Below are 16,934 nucleotides of genomic sequence, written 5' to 3' on the forward strand. Positions count from 1 at the left end.
TAGATTGCCAAGTGAAATTAATTACCCAGTTTAACAAAGTGTTTCTTTAAACAGAATTTGCTCCCAAGATTTTATCTTTTTAAAAAGTTTTTTCCGCACAAGTTAGCAGCAAGGAGTATTTCTACTTCTGCCTGTTCCATAGGTGGTAAGAAAAAATACCCTTGCCCATAATCACATTGTAAAGCTTTCAATTGTGCTAATTGATCTACAGTTTCTATGCCTTCTGCTGTTACAGACATATTTAAATTATGGGCTAATGTCACAATCGCTCGAATAATTTCTAAATTTTCTCCTCGACTACCTATACTAGTGACAAAAGAGCGGTCAATTTTAATAGTTTTGATTGGTAGGCGATGCAGATAACTCAAAGATGAATAGCCAGTCCCAAAATCATCCATGTGCATCTCGACATTCAGCCCTGTTAATTGAGAAAGTACAGTGGTAGCTAATTCAAAATTATCCAGCAACAAGCTTTCAGTAATTTCCAATTTCAAACAGCATGGCTCAAGTCCAGTTTGCTGCAAAATATGTTTAACCTGTTTAAACACATCAGGTTGCGTAATTTGTTTACCAGAAAAATTTACGCTAATCGTCAGAGGTTGTGAGGTAGGAAATTGTTTATGCCATTTGTGTATTTGGTGACAGGCTTCATAAAGCACCCATTGACCGATACTAACAATCATTCCAGTTTCTTCAGCTAAGGGAATAAAATCTTGAGGAGAAATAAGTCCTCGTTCTGGATGATACCAACGTATCAGTGCCTCAAATCCAATGATTTTACCAGTTGTTAGTGAAATAATTGGCTGGTAATTAAGGCGAAATTCTTCTTGCTTGAGCAGCGCATTTCTTAAAGCAGTTTCTAACTCTAAAAGTAAAGCTGCACCTTCGTGCATCTTTGGATCAAAAACCTCATAACGTGCCTTACCAAGTGATTTGGCACAATACATTGCCACATCAGCATCACGTAGAATCTGCGCAGCTTGCTCATAATCTGCTCTACTTAAAGCGATACCAATACTAACATTAGTAAACACCCGATGCTCATTTAATTGAAATGGCAAAGCTAGCACCTTTTTAATTCGCTCGGCGACTTGTATGGCGGTATTGATATCCTCAATTTCTTCAATTAAGATTGTGAACTCATCTCCGCCAAAACGGGCAACTATGTCTCCGCCTCGCAGAACTGACTTTAGCCGATGAGAAATTGCAATCAAAAGTTGATTTCCTAGTAGATGTCCAAGGCTGTCATTAACAACTTTAAAGCGGTCTAGGTCTAAGAAAAGTACAGCAAATAAATAATTATTTTGCTGTTTAGCCTGTTCTATTGCCTGCTGCACCCGCTCCATAAATAATCGTTGATTAGGTAATCCAGTTAGCCCATCATGAAGACTATTGTGCAGTAATTGTTCTTGTGCTTCTTGACGTTTAACAATGTCTTGTTGAAGTTGTTGATTAACCCTAATAAGTTCAATAGTGCGTTCTAGCACTAACTGCTCAAGCTGATAACGATACTGGACTAATTCTTCCTCTGCTAGCTTCCGCTTAGTTATGTCACGGACAATAACAATATACTCCCGTAGCAGAGAATTAAATGGCTGTGAAATCGTCGATTCAACAATTCGCAAACCTTGGTTAATTTTCAAGCTTTGCTCACTCCTAATAGACCATTGCTCCGGTTTGCCACGATAACATATTAGAAGTTGATTCAAGTTTTGCCCAAGTAACTGTTGAATACTTGTTTGAAATAATTCTTCAGCAGCAGCATTTGTCTGAGAGATTGTACCATCTTCATCTAATACTAAAACAGTATCTGGAACGGTATCGAGAGTAGTGATAAATAGGTTTCTTGCTTGTTTGCGTGCTTCATCAATAGCAATAATTTGTGGTAAAGTTGTCCAGCAAGCGATCGCAACCCCTGTAAAAGAAAGCGTCACTAATAAAATCGCTAGGAAAGAATTTTGAGGATTATTAGGAAAATAATTTTGAGGATTATTAAAAAATCTATCTAAAAAATCGCGGATAACCCAACTGATTGTAGCAGTAATACAAATTAATGATACTAAAACAATCACTTGTAATACGACAAAATCTGGATTGTTTTTACTAGACTTAATTTCGTAACGCTGTATCCACCAATTTGGGTGTAATAGCGCAAATCTTAAGCGACGTAGCCCTACATCTCCGATCATCAGAATAATAGGTAATAATAATCCTACTAAGAAATCTCTCCAATTCCAAGCTAAACCTCCCACTATTAGAACTACTGCTTCTAGTAAGAAAAAACCAAGTGACCACCAAGGCCATAACACGTATGGTTTGCCCCGACACACCCATAATCCCAGATGTAGCCCCATAATGGACATGAGATAACAGGTTCCTGCTACTGTAACAAGTTGAGATATATTTCCTAAATTTAGACAAAGCAAACTGAGTAGAAAGGTCAATAAAATAGCAGGACCAAGGACACCTTGACGGGAAAATAATGCAAATATAGGAGAAAGCTGTCTGTCTAAGGCAAGCTGGTATAATATCCGAGGAGAGTTAGAAACTGCTGTAGCAGAACTTAGAAGGCAAGATATAGTAATCAGAAGTGTTACTAAGAAGGGAGCAGATTCACCCCAAAAAGGCTCAGAAGCCCTTACTAAATTGAATAAAACTTCATCACGTTTAGGATTTTGAGGGGAACACATTAATACCCAAGAACCACCTAGAAACACCGGAGGAATTAACCAAGCAGCTACGGTTAAAAACTTTAAAGTTTTATATGGGTGGCGACTATCAGCAACAAAAGAAGAAGTGGTTTCACAAGCATAAATTGAATAGCTAGCTAGAAAAAACCACTTTGCCCATTCTTGAAAGGTCAGGCTATGCGTGCTAGTTGGAAGAAAATTAAAATTAGCAGATGAGAAGACTAACCATAATATGCCTTGAACACAAAACAATAACAGTAATAAAATCGCTGGGAATACAAAAAATAAATGCAGAAGCGCCAAAGCACGGGTACCACTGAACGCTAAAATAAAAGGAATTGCTGTAAACAAAACTTTTAACCAAATTTCTGGACAAGAAATATGTAATGTTTCAAAATTGTCTTTAATTAAGTTAGTGAGAATAATTGCATACAGTGCTGGTGCTGCTGCCCAGCTAAAAAAGTATCCTAATGCTACGTAACGGCCTAAGCCAGGAAAGTTCTTTAATAGCCTTGTGGTATAGTTTGGTGTTCCTCCAGCAACATCTGACCAATGTCTACCTAGACTTTGTACCTGCAAGTTAAGCAAAAAGGAAATAATCGTGCCAAAAGACCAAACTAAGATAGCTTTCGGGCCTAACGCTGCATGAATGATGGGGGCAGTACCAATCCATCCAACATGACCAGTTAACCCGAAGCCCCAGGTTTCAAGATAACTCAGAGTCCGTGGTAGGCGCATTAGCAAGTGCTGATTGTTCTGTGCCCGTGCAGAATCGTTACTAACCATTGTTTCTTAGTGAGATTTACTGACCTTTTCACTCAATAGCTGAACTCACCAATTATAGCTTCCGTATAACTGCTGAACTTTAAGAAAGGATAACTTATTTGTTACTAAATTGTGGATTTTGGATTTTAGATTGATCTCATGCCTAAAAAGTTTTCTTGAATAGAGAATTTTAAATTGGGATTTGAGACTTATTCCATGTAGCTTGTTTCTGACCAAGTAAGTATAAATTCTCTTTCTTCAGACCTTTATAAAAATTGAAAGGTTCAGATTTGCGACTTACTTAATAAACATAGACATCTCCAAAAATAAATTATTCATTGCCTGAAACCCTTGTAAAGACGTAGCATTCCTACGTCTTTACATTTCTATCTCTAATTTAACAAGTCGAAAATCATGTTGTTCATTAATGATTAACTAGTGCTATAGCTTTTGCAACAACTCCTGAGTTAATTGCAAGAAAGCTTTTGAACCTGCTGATTGGGAAGCAATTAAAACAGCTGGCATAAAACTATCAACAGCCTTAGCAACATTGACATCAACTGGTATTTGTACCTTACAAATTTTTTCGACACCAAAATCTTCTACAACGCGGTGCATTACTTGTTTATAGTATCTGCCAGTGAGTAGATTAGCGCTGGACATACTAAATACAATTCCCAACATTTTGATATCTATTTTGGTTTCATGTCCGTGACTATCTTTTAATTGGGCAATCCGTCTTTCTAGGAGTTGAATACCCACTACAGATAATGGTTCTGGTTTCGCAGGAAGTATGTAGAAATCACTGGCAGCTAAAGCGCTACGAGTCAAAAGATTATAGCCAGGGGCACAATCGAGAAGGATAAAATCATATTCTTGATGTACTGGTTTTAAAATATTATTAATTAAGACCCTTTCAAAACGATTCCAAATCGTTTCAAAGTCCTGTTCGCCCAAAGCAGTTGCTTGCTGATGCAGCATTTCTGAAACAACAAATTCATCATATAAATCGATGTCTCCTGGTAATAAATCTAGTCCGGGAAGATTACAAACCTGTGATTGAATGATATCCTGAATTGTAAGTTTTGCTTGTGGGTCTGGATTGATAACTTCGTCTATCAGATACCTAAATGTCTTACTTTGTTTACGAAGCTTGGCAAAATCTAAAGGCGACATCAAACTGAGTGTGGCACTAATTTGGCTGTCTAAATCAAGGACAAGCACCCGCTTGCCATGATTTTTAGCTAAACAGGTAGCTAAGTTGACGGTGAGGGTGGTTTTGTTAGAGTCGATGAATAGGTCGCCCTATGTCACCTCTCCTTCAGAACCGCTCGTGAGACTTTCACCTCAAGCGGCTCCTCATTTCATTGGCAGAATATTTGTCTGTACCTCTTAATACGACGTTTTGTGCTTTGGGGGTTGTAGCTTTGATTAGCTATAATCCGTTGCATATCTTCGCCGTTTTTGTTTTTGTGGCAACTTTTATGAAGAATTTGTTGATTTTCAATGGTTCGTTTTCCTCCTTCTATCAGGGGGATAACGTGGTCAATTTCAAAATCATCTTCACTTCTAATGTAAAGTCCGCAACCGGAGCATTTACCTTTCTGTTTCTTCAGTAGTGTGGCAACTTTTGGTGAGATTTCTGGGTATTCTCCCAACCGGGAAGCCCAGTATGACCAATCACCATCGTAGGGGCTTTTGTCTTGTCGGACTTTAATATGTCGGATGATTGCTGTATTTCTATGCGATACTGCATAGAACAGTTCATCTTTTTCTTTATCAGCTAAAACCCAATTACCACTATTGCCATTCACAAAGTATTTACGCTTGAGAAATTTGGAACCCCTATTAGGATGTTTCCTTCTACACCAGCGCCAGTATCTTTGATAAAGCCAGTCATCTATCTGCCTGAATACTTGAGAAGATATTACGTGTTTGTAATAATTACTCCATCCTCGTATTCGTGGGTTTAAGAAAGCTACTACTGTATCAACCGATTGGTTAATACGCATTTTTAACCCAACTTTTAGGTCGTTGTAATGCCTTCTGACCGCTTCTTTTGATGGACGAATTATGGTTTTGTAGTCTTTGCATCTTTTATTTTGGTAAGCGCCCGCAAAGGGTATTTTCCCTCCTTGGTCTTTCCCAACTTTGTGTTGTCTGATTTCAAAACCGAGAAAGTTAAATCCCGGCTCTTGGTCATTCAACTTTTCCAAAGTATGACAAATTCTAGTCTTTGCTTGTTTTAACTCCAGCCCCATTTTTGCTAGAAATTCTTCGGCTACTTCTTTGCATTTCAATACGATGTTGTAATCTTTGTGCATAATCACAAAGTCGTCTGCATAGCGAATAACGCTTACAGATTGTCGTATTTCTTTCCTACCTAAACTTTTACCACCAGGAGATTTGATTTTCACGTTATTTTCAACCCAGTCTTTGACTATGTTTTCTAAACCGTGAAGCGCAATATTTGCTAATAAAGGGGAAATTATTCCTCCTTGTGGCACTCCCATTTTAGTATTTGAGAAGGTTTTCCTGTCGATGACCCCGGCTTTGAGCCAAGCCTTTATCTGGCGACGGAATTTAGGACACGTGTTGATTTTCGCAAGTAGCGCTTTGTGGTCAATTTTATCAAAGCATTGAGCGATATCTGCATCAAGCGCATATTTATTCTGCGCTTTGAGATTAAGGTGAATCGCATCTATTGCATCCTGACAACTTCTACCGGGACGGAAACCGTATGAATTTTCTTCAAAGTGGGCTTCCCATTCTGGTTCTAGCGCCATGTGCATTAATGCCTGTAACGCTCTATCTTTGATGACAGGTATTCCTAGCGGTCTTTGTTCTTTCTTTCCAGGTTTGGGTATCCAAACTCGTCGAGTGGGAAGTGCCTTAGCATTTAATTTCAGTTCGTTTGTGAGACAAACCTTTTTTTTGTTGGTAAGGCTTTTTACACCGTCAACTCCCGCAGTATTCCTGCCTTTGTTTTCTTGTGTAACTTTCTTGACCGCCAAGCATCTGGCTGACCATGAATTTACTAGCAGTCTTTGTAGTTTACGCACACTACTGAGGTCGCCACATTTAGAGGCTCTGTAAATTCTCTTTTGAAGCTTGAAGACTATACTGCGGCATTTTGCCCAGTTTATATCGCTCCATTCATACCTCAAAGGGTTCATGTTTTCGACTTCTACTTGATATTTACATCCCAATGAAATGTGTACTCGTCAGCGTATGTCTGTCATTACAACAGACCTTTTGCTTCTAGTACAATCCTTCCCCGATATTCCATGCGCTTGGTTAGCTGCTCGATAATCGACCTTTTCGAGAGAAAATATCGGTTTTACTCGTTCCCAATGTCCGTTTTTCTGTGGCTTCGGTATCTGTCTATTCGCCGGAAGTATTTTGGTTCCTTGAGTCTCTCTGTTGGTAAGGTTGACCCCGTTGTGGATAGATACAGGTTTTCTATCCACCAGACTTCTGAGCATATTTCGCTCCCCGCGTTTCAGCCTAATTGCGCAGGACTTTGGTGTAACGACGATTCTGACGACAGATTCACTTTCGTTTACCGGTTCCACACTGCTTGCAGTCTCCACCACTCGTTTTAGGCTGGCAGCTTTGACCACTTTCACCCCATGCACCGACCAGCTTTGATAACCATTCTCTCCTGGCTGGGAATCCCATACGGGATTGCTGTGTGCTTTCTCTCCCTGGAACTGAGAGGGTAGGAATTTTACGGTAATCAACACCGATTTGATACGGTTTTCCGTACCTGCTCTTTGTAAAGTTATTTGAACTTGTTGAGCTTCATCTAGTGTTTTCATTCGTAATCACCTGACTCAGACATTGAGTTGTGAAAGTTATATTCAGAGTTTTATCTCTTTAGAACTTTCACGCTGACTTCTAAGCTTTAAAGCTTATTCAGTCGGCAACGAGCCGCACACCAACTCCACCTTTCATATTGGCAGTAGCAATTACATATCCCATTGATTGAGTCCTCTATTGACGCATTCCCACTAGTCTGTCAAGAAATAATTGAGAGGTGCGGATTGTTTGTAGTGGCGTGACACAGCTAAAATAGTGCATTAGATGTAGGTTGGGTTGAGCAACGCGAAACCCAACATTGATCGGAGTGTTGAATTTCGTTCCTCAAACGCCACTCGCTAAGAGCGAACAAGCCGGGAAACCCGTCCAACGCAGTGGCTCCCCAACCTACAAATTTTTTTTGCAACAATTTAGCCTTGCCACGCCAGTAGTTAGCGTTATAGCAGTTCTTGTTTACGTGAGGTACACCCATAGGGGCACGGCATACCGTGTCCTTATACCTTGCGTATAACGTTGTACCGCATCTGAATGGGAATTGCTATAAAGCACAAACTACCAACCGATCAAATTAAACTTGACAGACTACTAAGTAGCGTACACCTCTACTAATATTTTAAATCTTCCATTAAATTTAATATTTTCAGAAATTCAAAAGAGCGATTTCAGCGATTTTTACTCGATTGAGGCAGCAACATGTAGTTGACTCTTTACCTGGAATCGGGCTACCAGTCTCCTTTACTCCATAATGACAATGTTTGGCTTAATGCCGTAACAGCTCGCTCTCATCAAAGTAATTATAGAGGTATTGACAAATACAGTAGCCCTAAATCAATTGTGAGAAAATAATAGTGTTGTGAATATCACTAAATATTAAGTGCCAAATGTGGATGCATTTGCTAATTGAATTGAACGAAGCTGATCGATAATTTCGTGAAATCAAAGACGCATTTACACACAAACTTATAAGGTAATTAAAATGACTTATGATTCAGAGGATGTTTGAAAAGTCCTTAATGATGTATCAAATAGTTTTAGATCCCCCTAAATCCCCCTTTTCAAGGGGGACTTTGATTCTAATTCCCCCGTTTTTAAGGGGGCTAGGGGGGATCAACAAGTGTCTAAAATCACAGCTAACTACTTTTCAAACAACCTCTCAGAAGATGTCCAACAAATCTTGCAAAAAGCACTCACTCGTAAACAGGAAGGTGAATTTTCACGAGAACAGCTTTCAGAAATGGCATCTGAGTTAGGTATTTCTTCTAATATTTTGGAAACAACTGAACAAAAGTGGCTGGCTCAACAAGAAGAGGAACGTTCACGACGCACATTTAATACTTTCCGACGCAGAGCTTTTTGGACACACTTTGCTTATTTCCTAGCGGTGAATTTATTCCTCGTTCTTTTAAATTTAATCACTAGTCCTAGTTATTTTTGGGCTATTTTCCCAGTATTAGGATGGGGGTTAGGATTATTTTTTCATTGGTGGAGTGTTTATCAGAGTAAATCAGAGGATAATGAAATCGCTTTTCAGAAATGGCGTACACAAATTTAACTTCTCCTTTAACGATCAATCTCAGATATTCAGCGATCGCTTTTGCCCAAATTTGTGCCTCTTTCTAGATAAAATCTTCCCATGAACTACTCACATTCACCGCAAAGAGTGAGTGTGAGTTTTGGAATTTATGGGTAATTGCCGCTAACATCGCAAAAATAAGTAAATTTGGGCAACCTTAAACTTGAAGAGTTCTATAACCACGTCCTTTGATCTTTGTGCTTGCCAATTTGCCAAAATAGAGCTGTAGGCTAGAATAACTAAGCTTTAAGAAGCTTGATTGCCTACACTCAGGAGCAAGGGTCGGCTGGTTAATAAGTAAGAGGAAGGGAGTATGGACAACAATAACTGGTTGCAACAGCTAATGATGGTAGGCCTTGGCACAACGTCTTTAGTCGCAGAAAAACTGCGGCAAGTCAGCGATGATTTAGTTAAAGATGGTAAGCTCAATCCTGAGCAAGCCAAGGCAGTAATAGATGATATTGCCCAGCAGTTAAAGTCGGAACAGGGAAACTTCGATGTCCAAATGCAACGGCAAATGCGAAATATGATGCAGGATTTGGGGGTGGCTCGTCAGTCAGAAGTGGACGAGTTGAGGGGTAGAATAGACCGTTTAGAGCGTCAATTACGCGATTTAGAAAATAAGCTTTGGCGTTAGAATGCCCTTTCTGATTTAAACTAAATGTGTCCTGTTGGTAATCTTTTTGCCAGGATACCTAAGTAAGGAGAACTGATTTTGAAACCAATTTTCCTCAGCGTGGCTTTCATGCTGGTGTGTGTTGTGCTTTTGGTTGTGGGGCAAGTAGGCAGTAAACAGAATACTGCCATTGCTGCCGAGTTAACCCAAACGCCGCCAGCGTCCACAACTGTAACTGAAAACAATATCTTAATTGCGAGTGATACTATGTCTGATGCTAATGCCGTAACCACTCCCTCTGGATTAAAGTATGTGGAGTTAAAAGAGGGGACTGGGGCGACTCCTAAACCTGGACAAACGGTTGAAGTTCACTATGTCGGCACTTTAGAAGATGGTACTAAGTTTGATAGTTCACGCGATCGCGGCCAACCCTTTAGCTTTAAAATCGGTGCTGGACAGGTAATCAAAGGTTGGGATGAAGGACTTAGCACCATGAAAGTAGGCGGTGTTCGTAAGTTAATCATCCCATCTGAATTGGGTTATGGCGCTCGTGGTGCTGGTGGCGTAATTCCACCCAATGCAACTCTAATTTTTGAAGTGGAATTGCTGGGAGTTAAGTAGAAAATAGGGCATGGGGCATTGGGCATTGGGCATTGGCTTCTCCCAGTCTCCCATTCCTAGTCCCCAATTCAATGGCTAAATTTTTAAATTTTGAAACTTTGTAAACTGAGGATTGAACAAAAGTTTCGCAGTACCTGTAGGCCCGTTACGGTGTTTAGCTATAATTACTTCTGCAATTCCGCGATCAGGAGTATCGGGAGAGTAATATTCATCGCGGTACAACATTATTACTAAATCGGCGTCTTGTTCTATTGAGTTGTGGACAATGATATTATTCGCAACAAAATTATGCAAACCAGGAACTGTAAGATCAAAGACTTCTTCCTCGCCGCTATATTCAATTGAAAGTATCTCGTCCCAATAAACATCACTTTCAGGTGAAATTCTAGGAACAATTGAATCTCCAAAAACTTCTGTTGCCAAAAAAGCAACATTCTGAGCTAAATCTATCTCTCTAGTGGTGTAGTGTATGGCATGACGTGGCAATGTGCAACCGTCGCTAATTAAATGCCCTAATAATGCGACTTCAGCATAAGTCATGGTTTGTTTACCAGGACTAGGGAGATGTCTTGGTAAACATAGATGTTGTTTAGGAGTTAATTCATCAAGTCTTTTCCAGCCATTAATTGTTAAAAACTTGTGATTACCTGTGGCACGGATTTTTCGACCCAATCGAGTTGTTAAAGTAAACAGAGGCTTTACACCAGTGGAAAAAGCATTGCTAACAATTGCTTTTTCTAGCTGCATTGTAGCTTCGTTCAACGCCCAAACTGCAAAACCAGATTTACCTGCTAATTTCTTAATTGGTACTTGCAGTCCGCTATCTACTAATGTCACTAGACTATCGCCTGCTAAACAACCAGATTCTCTCAAATCAGATAACATTGGGCGTTTGTTAGTACGTGCTTCCACCCCTCTACTCAACTGAGATAAGGCAATAACTGGTACAGATAATTCGCGTGCTAAACCTTTGAGTTGACGCGTAATTTTTGATAATTCTTGTACGCGATTATCACCTGCTCCTTCCATCAATTGCAAGTAATCTATTACAATTAATCCTAATTCAGTTCCTATTTCAGCTTGCAGTCTTCTTGACTGACTACGCATTTGTGTAACTGTAATATTCGGCGTGTCATCAATATAAATTGGCATTTCAGAGAGGATACCAATAGCACGGCTTAAAGGTTCCCACTGTGTTTGGCTCAGGCGACCAGTCCGCAGATAACTACTTTCAATTTGCGCTTCGCTAGCTAATAGACGTTGTGTCAGTTGCTCTTTGGACATTTCCAAGCTGAAAAAAGCAACTGGTAACTTATAAGAAGCGGCGATATTATGAGCAAGGTTTAAGCAAAATGCGGTTTTCCCCATTGATGGTCTGCCAGCGACAATAATCAAATCAGAACGCCCAAAGCCGTTGGTCATGGCATCTAAATCGTAAAATCCGCAGGGAATCCCAGGTAAGGCGATACCTTGATTTCTATCTTCAATATCCTGAAAATTATTAATTAGAGTATCAGAAATATGAACTAAACCCAATTGGGGACGCTCTTGAGTAACTGAGAATACTTTCTGTTCTGCCTGATCTAAAACAATTGGTAACTCGGTTTCTGTCTCGTAACCAAGATGTACAATTTCATTGCCAGCTTTAATTAACTGTCGCCGCAGGTATTTTTCCATGACTAACCCTGCTAAGGCGTCGATATTCACGGCTGACACTGTACGGTCTACCAGAGTTGCTAATTTATTTCTCCCACCAATTCGAGCAAGTAAATCATGGTCAGTCAGCCAACTGGTGACAGAAAGTAAGTCTGTAGGTTTACCTTGGGCGTGGAGCCTCACAGCTGCTTGATAAATATCTTTGTGAGGGCTAATGTAAAAAGCTTCGGGAAGGAGACGATCGCTAACTCGACTAATCGCTTCTGGATCTAGCAAAATACCCCCCAAAATCGCTTCTTCCGCCTCAATATTTTGTGGTGGTAGGCGTAGTTTACCCCCGTAGGCATCGCTACCTAGCCCTTGAAAACTCAATTCTTCAGCCATAAACGATTTTAGTTTTGAGATTTTGCTAGAGACGCGATTAATCGCGTCTGTACAGGAGCTAGGAGTTAAGAGTTACGAGTTTCTCTTTCTCTCTCATCCCCCTCATCCCTTCATCCCTCTGGTGAGTTAGCTAGCGACTACTTGAATATCGACTTGCGCCGCTACTTCCGAATGCAGCTTAATTTCGGCTTGATAAGTACCAAGGTGGTTAATATCGGGGATGGTAATTCCACGCCGATCGATTTCCTGACCGGTGGCTGCCTTAATTGCATCTACAACGTCTTGGGTGGTAATAGTACCGAAAATTGCTTCGTTTTCACCAACTGGCTTGGCAATTGTCAAGCTGCCAACTTTTTCTAAAGATTCTTTTTGCTCAAGAGCTTGTTGTCTAAGTTCTAATTGCCGTTGACGCTCTAGCTCACGACGGCGTTCTACTTGCTTGAGAATACCAGGAGTGGCATTGGTTGCCAATTTCTGGGGAATCAGATAGTTACGAGCGTAGCCAGGAGCTACTTCTACTAAGTCGCCAGATTTTCCCAGCTTGCTGATATCCTGATTTAAAACTAATTGCACGCGTTTCGCCATCGTTTTTCGTTTTTCCTGTAAAATCTGATTAATTTGGGCGGGTTTGGGCAGCATAGCTCACTAAAACAGTGCTGTTAGCAATAGCATGGGTTGAGCCAGTGCTGATTAAACAGTCCTGAATAACGAGTGTTTTTTCAGAACTTAGAACTCCTGAAATGAGTATATTGTCCCAAGTAGCTTTGCTCATACCCTAAAGCTTACAGATCCTAGCGAAAGGAAGGGTGCGATCGCAACTATTAGCGCTAGAAAATTGGAGGAATGGGAGCAGGGGAGCAGAGGACAAGAGGACAAAGTGACTAAAGTTAGAATTTGCAACAAGTCTTTCCCTTCCCCTTGTCCCCAAGTCTCTTCCCAACGCCCAATGCCCCATGCCCAATACCCAATGCCCCATGCCCAATACCTAAAAGTTATTTTTCATTTCCCGCATCCGCGCAAAAGTTTGTACTCCATTGCTACCTTTAACAGTTGATTGTAATGATGGCTGATCCCAACGTAAAAAGGGATTGGTTTGCTTTTCCATTCCCAGCAGTGAAGGGATAGTAGCTTCTCCTCGACTTCGATCATTTTTCACTTCATTGAAGCGTTTTTGTAAGTCGGCATTGTCGCCATCTACAGTTAGGGCAAATTGCAGATTTCCTAAAGTGTATTCGTGGGCACACCATATACGCGTATTATCTGGTAGAGAGCGCAATTTGGTTAAAGAGTCTACCATTTGAGTTGGTGTTCCTTCAAACAAGCGACCGCAACCGCCAGAAAATAAAGTATCGCCGCAAAATAAATCGCCTGTCTCACCAGATTTTTCAGGGGGAAAGTAGTAAGCGATATGAGCGCGGGTATGTCCGGGAACAAAAATAACTTCAGCTATGCGGCCTGCAAACTCAACGCGATCGCCTTCTTGCAAAAACACCTGCTGTCCCGGAATTCGCCCGCGATCTTCGACGCCACCGTAGACTGTTAGTTGCGGAAAGTATTCTATTAATTGCTGATTGCCACCTACATGGTCATTGTGGTGGTGTGTGTTGAAAATCGCTACCAACTCAGCTTTTAACTGTGCAAGTTGCTTTAGTACTGGTTCAGCCTCTGCTGGATCGACAACAGCAGCAATTTGTTGCTGGCGATCTACTAGCAAAAATATGTAATTATCTGAGAGTGCCTCAAGCCTGATTACTTGCATTACTTAATATCTCCCTTTCCAGTAAATACTTTGGAATCTATCAGCAATCTTAAATATCTCAGTGAGAAAAGGTTGAGAAAGTCCATGAATACTATGATAGTATACAACCGTAATAATACTTAAAAGTATGCTAAGTAACTATAAATTATGATCTGGCATATCAGTAAAATTTCTCTGGGAAGAAGTGTAAAAGCTAAGTTAGATTTATTCTGTTATTTTTGCCCTAAATTGTCTTATTTACTCAAAAACCCAAAATTAGTAATTGAAAAACTTTTATTTGTTCATACTTAACTAAATAGTATAGAAATTTATAGATTCACTTCGGGTTATTTATAAAAAATAGATGTTAATAATGAAAAATAGAACAATCAATCATGGTAAAAAAAATGAACTTTCCAATTTTTTCTTTGTAGGTTCATAGATGAAGCTAATCCATACAACTAGCTGGTATTTTCCAGATTCATCAGGTGGTGTTGAAGTATACTTAGATTCACTACTGCATGGCTTACAAGTACATGGACTCGAAAGTATTGTTGCTGCTCCTCAACAAGGTACAGAGGAAGATACCTACGAATACAATGGCATCTCAGTTTATCGTTATCCTGTTTTTCCTAATCCCAGTAAGATACAGGTACATAAACAGCTACCCCACGGAGGCTTTAAAACTTTTGCTAATTGGCTAGAAAACAATCGAGCCGATGTATACCATCAACACTCATGGCGATTTGACTGCGGTTTACATCATCTTGCTCTCGCCCGCCAGTTAGGGATGGCTACTGTTGTCACCGTCCACATGCCTGAGCCTATATGTCTGCGTGGTACAATGATGCGCTGGGACGAAGAACCTTGTGATGGGCTGATTGACTCTGTTAATTGTAGTCAATGTTTGGGAGTACCAAAGCAAGTAGCACCTTGGATGCTCAAGACTTTAAGCCGAGTTCCCTTGGATGTTGGGGTAGCAGCAGAAACAAAATTACTTACCTCTAAAAATTTCAAGCTACGCCTACTTGGTAAAACTTTTGGCACTCCTACTCTAGTGTCTCAACATAGACGCAATTTGATGCAACTAGCAAAACTAGCCGATCGCATTGTTGTAACGAGTAATTGGCAATACAATGCTTTTGTTGCAAACAACGTTCCCCCCGAAAAACTTACTGTCTCTCGGCAAGGTGTTGCTAACACTTTCAAACGCGAAGTCACACCAAAACTACAAAATACATTAAAAATCGGCTTTTTGGGTCGCTGGCAAGAAACTAAAGGGGTACATGTTTTAGTAGAAGCGGTACATAGTCTACCGAATGATATATCTGTAGAGTTAATTATTCATGCTACTCATCCGGGAAAATACGGTGCTGCCAATCGTGAAAAAGTTATGGTGATCGCTGCTCGTGATCGCCGGATTCGGATTGCTGAACCACTTTCACGCGAAGCAGTACCAGAGGCATTAGCAGGTTTCGATATCCTAGCAATACCATCGCAGTGGTTAGAAACTGGGCCTATAGTTGCTTTAGAAGCACAAGCTATGGGTATTCCCGTACTCGGTTCAAATTTAGGAGGAATTGCTGAGTTAGTCCGTCACGGCATCGATGGTTGGTTAGTTCCAGCAAAAGATGTCCAAGCATGGACTGAAGCGATCGCCACTTTAGCCAAAGACGCCGATTTGCTAGCTAAATTACGTCAAGGTATCCAGCTAGTACGTACAATGGATACTGTTGCTTCAGAGATGCTGACACTTTACCATGAAATCTTAAAAATTTCTCAAAATCAAAAAAACTTTGTATATTGATGGACTGACACCTAATTTATTATGAATAAACAAAATAAAAAATTAAAGGTTTCAATCCTCACGCCTAACTTTTCTAAAGGTGGAATTGACAGAGCATATTTGCTAAGTCAAATTTTTAAAAAATTAAATTATGAAGTAGAAGTATTAGGATTTTTATTTGGAAAAAATATTTACCCAGAGCCACCATCTGATCTAGCAATTTTCTGTCTACCAGGCTGCGATTATCCACAATTGTTCGGTTCTGTCAGGCAAATTTTAAATAAGATAGATGGAGATATTATCTGTGCTGTTAAACCAAAACCTACAAGCTATGGTGTAGCTTTAATTAACAAAATCCGCAGCCATAGACCAGTGATTTTAGATATTGACGATTGGGAATTAAGTTGGTATGGCGGCGATGAGTGGCAATATCGCCCTAATTTGAAACAGCTAGCTAGAGAACTTCTAAAAAAAGAAGGTGCTTTAAGGAATCCAGATCATCCACTTTACTTAAAGTGGATGGAGTCATTGATCAATCATGCCGACGCTATTACAGCAGATACTCAATTTTTGCTGAATCGTTTTGGTGGTATCTATATACCCAATGGCAAAGATACTTGCTTGTTTGATCCCCAAAAGTACGATCCGCAAATCAGTCGCCAAAAGTATGGTTTAGCTGAATACCGCGTTCTCATGTTCCCTGGTGCGCCTAGACCGCACAAGGGTCTAGAGGATGTTTTAATAGCACTTGACCAGTTACAAGAATCAGACTTCAGGCTAGTGATTGTTGGTGGTAATCCTTACGATAACTATGATGAACAGTTGATTGAGCACTGGGGAAAGTGGATTATTATGCTGCCTCAAACGTCAATAGAACAAATGCCAGAAGTCGTGGCTGCGGCCCATATTGTAGTAGTTCCTCAACGAGATACATCTGTGGCAAGGGCACAATTTCCGATTAAACTCATGGATGGTATGGCAATGGCAAAGCCAGTTTTAGCAACACGAGTAGGAGATATTCCGGAAATTTTAAATGAAGCTGGTTATTTAGTTGATCCAGCTTCTCCAGAACAAATTGCAGAACAAATTAAATTAATATTTCAAGATTTGGAAACAGCTAATGAAGTAGGTAAAAAAGCGAGAAATAGATGTTTAGAAAAATATAGTGTAGAGAAAATGGCATCTACTATGGAGTCAGTAATTACCCATTTATAACCAATAAATTGCTCAGTAACTAAAACAATTAATTAAAGCATTAATTAATTTATAAATTATGTTAATAC

General features: G+C 40.0%; 12 protein-coding genes. 5 read left to right on the forward strand and 7 right to left on the reverse strand.

From position 1 onward, the window contains the following. Window positions 1–71: 71 nt before the first annotated feature. From V7K56_RS25720 to V7K56_RS25735, 4 genes are all read right to left on the reverse strand, one after another. The gene (locus V7K56_RS25720; protein WP_334914931.1) at window positions 72–3,476 is read right to left on the reverse strand and encodes an EAL domain-containing protein; all 3,405 of its coding nucleotides are present in this window, start codon (window positions 3,474–3,476) and stop codon (window positions 72–74) included. A 420-nt stretch (window positions 3,477–3,896) separates the two neighbouring features. After that, window positions 3,897–4,748, reverse strand: a complete 852-nt coding sequence (locus tag V7K56_RS25725) for a ParA family protein (protein ID WP_334914990.1) — start codon at window positions 4,746–4,748, stop codon at window positions 3,897–3,899. Between the two features lie 71 nt (window positions 4,749–4,819). Beyond that, window positions 4,820–6,631, reverse strand: a complete 1,812-nt coding sequence (gene ltrA, locus V7K56_RS25730) for a group II intron reverse transcriptase/maturase (protein WP_334914933.1) — start codon at window positions 6,629–6,631, stop codon at window positions 4,820–4,822. Window positions 6,632–6,679: 48 nt separating this feature from the next. Beyond that, complete coding sequence (locus V7K56_RS25735) at window positions 6,680–7,276, reverse strand: hypothetical protein (RefSeq protein ID WP_334914935.1); 597 nt, start codon at window positions 7,274–7,276, stop codon at window positions 6,680–6,682. 1,115 nt (window positions 7,277–8,391) lie between these two features. Here V7K56_RS25735 and V7K56_RS25740 point away from each other — a divergent pair. From V7K56_RS25740 to V7K56_RS25750, 3 genes are all read left to right on the forward strand, one after another. Beyond that, window positions 8,392–8,829, forward strand: coding sequence for a 2TM domain-containing protein (locus V7K56_RS25740; protein WP_334914937.1), 438 nt, complete (start codon window positions 8,392–8,394; stop codon window positions 8,827–8,829). Window positions 8,830–9,163: 334 nt separating this feature from the next. Continuing rightward, the gene (locus V7K56_RS25745; protein ID WP_273769398.1) at window positions 9,164–9,487 is read left to right on the forward strand and encodes a phasin family protein; all 324 of its coding nucleotides are present in this window, start codon (window positions 9,164–9,166) and stop codon (window positions 9,485–9,487) included. 78 nt (window positions 9,488–9,565) lie between these two features. After that, complete coding sequence (locus V7K56_RS25750; protein WP_334914940.1) at window positions 9,566–10,087, forward strand: FKBP-type peptidyl-prolyl cis-trans isomerase; 522 nt, start codon at window positions 9,566–9,568, stop codon at window positions 10,085–10,087. A 75-nt stretch (window positions 10,088–10,162) separates the two neighbouring features. On the opposite strand, the gene V7K56_RS25755 is transcribed toward V7K56_RS25750, so the two are convergent. The 3 genes from V7K56_RS25755 to gloB all read right to left on the reverse strand — a co-directional run bounded on the left by V7K56_RS25755 (window position 10,163) and on the right by gloB (window position 13,886). Beyond that, a complete protein-coding gene (locus V7K56_RS25755; RefSeq protein ID WP_334914942.1) occupies window positions 10,163–12,127 on the reverse strand; it encodes a replicative DNA helicase in 1,965 nt (654 codons plus the stop codon). Window positions 12,128–12,253: 126 nt separating this feature from the next. Next, window positions 12,254–12,712 carry a 50S ribosomal protein L9 gene (gene rplI, locus V7K56_RS25760; protein ID WP_334820240.1) on the reverse strand — a complete coding sequence of 153 codons (459 nt, stop codon included), beginning with the start codon at window positions 12,710–12,712 and terminating at the stop codon, window positions 12,254–12,256. A 400-nt stretch (window positions 12,713–13,112) separates the two neighbouring features. Then, complete coding sequence (gene gloB, locus V7K56_RS25765; protein WP_334914944.1) at window positions 13,113–13,886, reverse strand: hydroxyacylglutathione hydrolase; 774 nt, start codon at window positions 13,884–13,886, stop codon at window positions 13,113–13,115. A 421-nt stretch (window positions 13,887–14,307) separates the two neighbouring features. Here gloB and V7K56_RS25770 point away from each other — a divergent pair, with 421 nt between their 5' ends. Both V7K56_RS25770 and V7K56_RS25775 read left to right on the forward strand, forming a co-directional pair. Beyond that, the gene (locus V7K56_RS25770; protein WP_334914945.1) at window positions 14,308–15,672 is read left to right on the forward strand and encodes a glycosyltransferase; all 1,365 of its coding nucleotides are present in this window, start codon (window positions 14,308–14,310) and stop codon (window positions 15,670–15,672) included. A gap of 21 nt (window positions 15,673–15,693) precedes the next feature. Next, on the forward strand, window positions 15,694–16,866 hold the full coding sequence (locus V7K56_RS25775; RefSeq protein ID WP_334914946.1) for a glycosyltransferase family 4 protein: 1,173 nt from the start codon (window positions 15,694–15,696) through the stop codon (window positions 16,864–16,866). The last annotated feature ends 68 nt before the right edge of the window (window positions 16,867–16,934 follow it).

It is taken from the genome of Nostoc sp. (assembly GCF_036917535.1).
Classification (GTDB): domain Bacteria; phylum Cyanobacteriota; class Cyanobacteriia; order Cyanobacteriales; family Nostocaceae; genus Nostoc.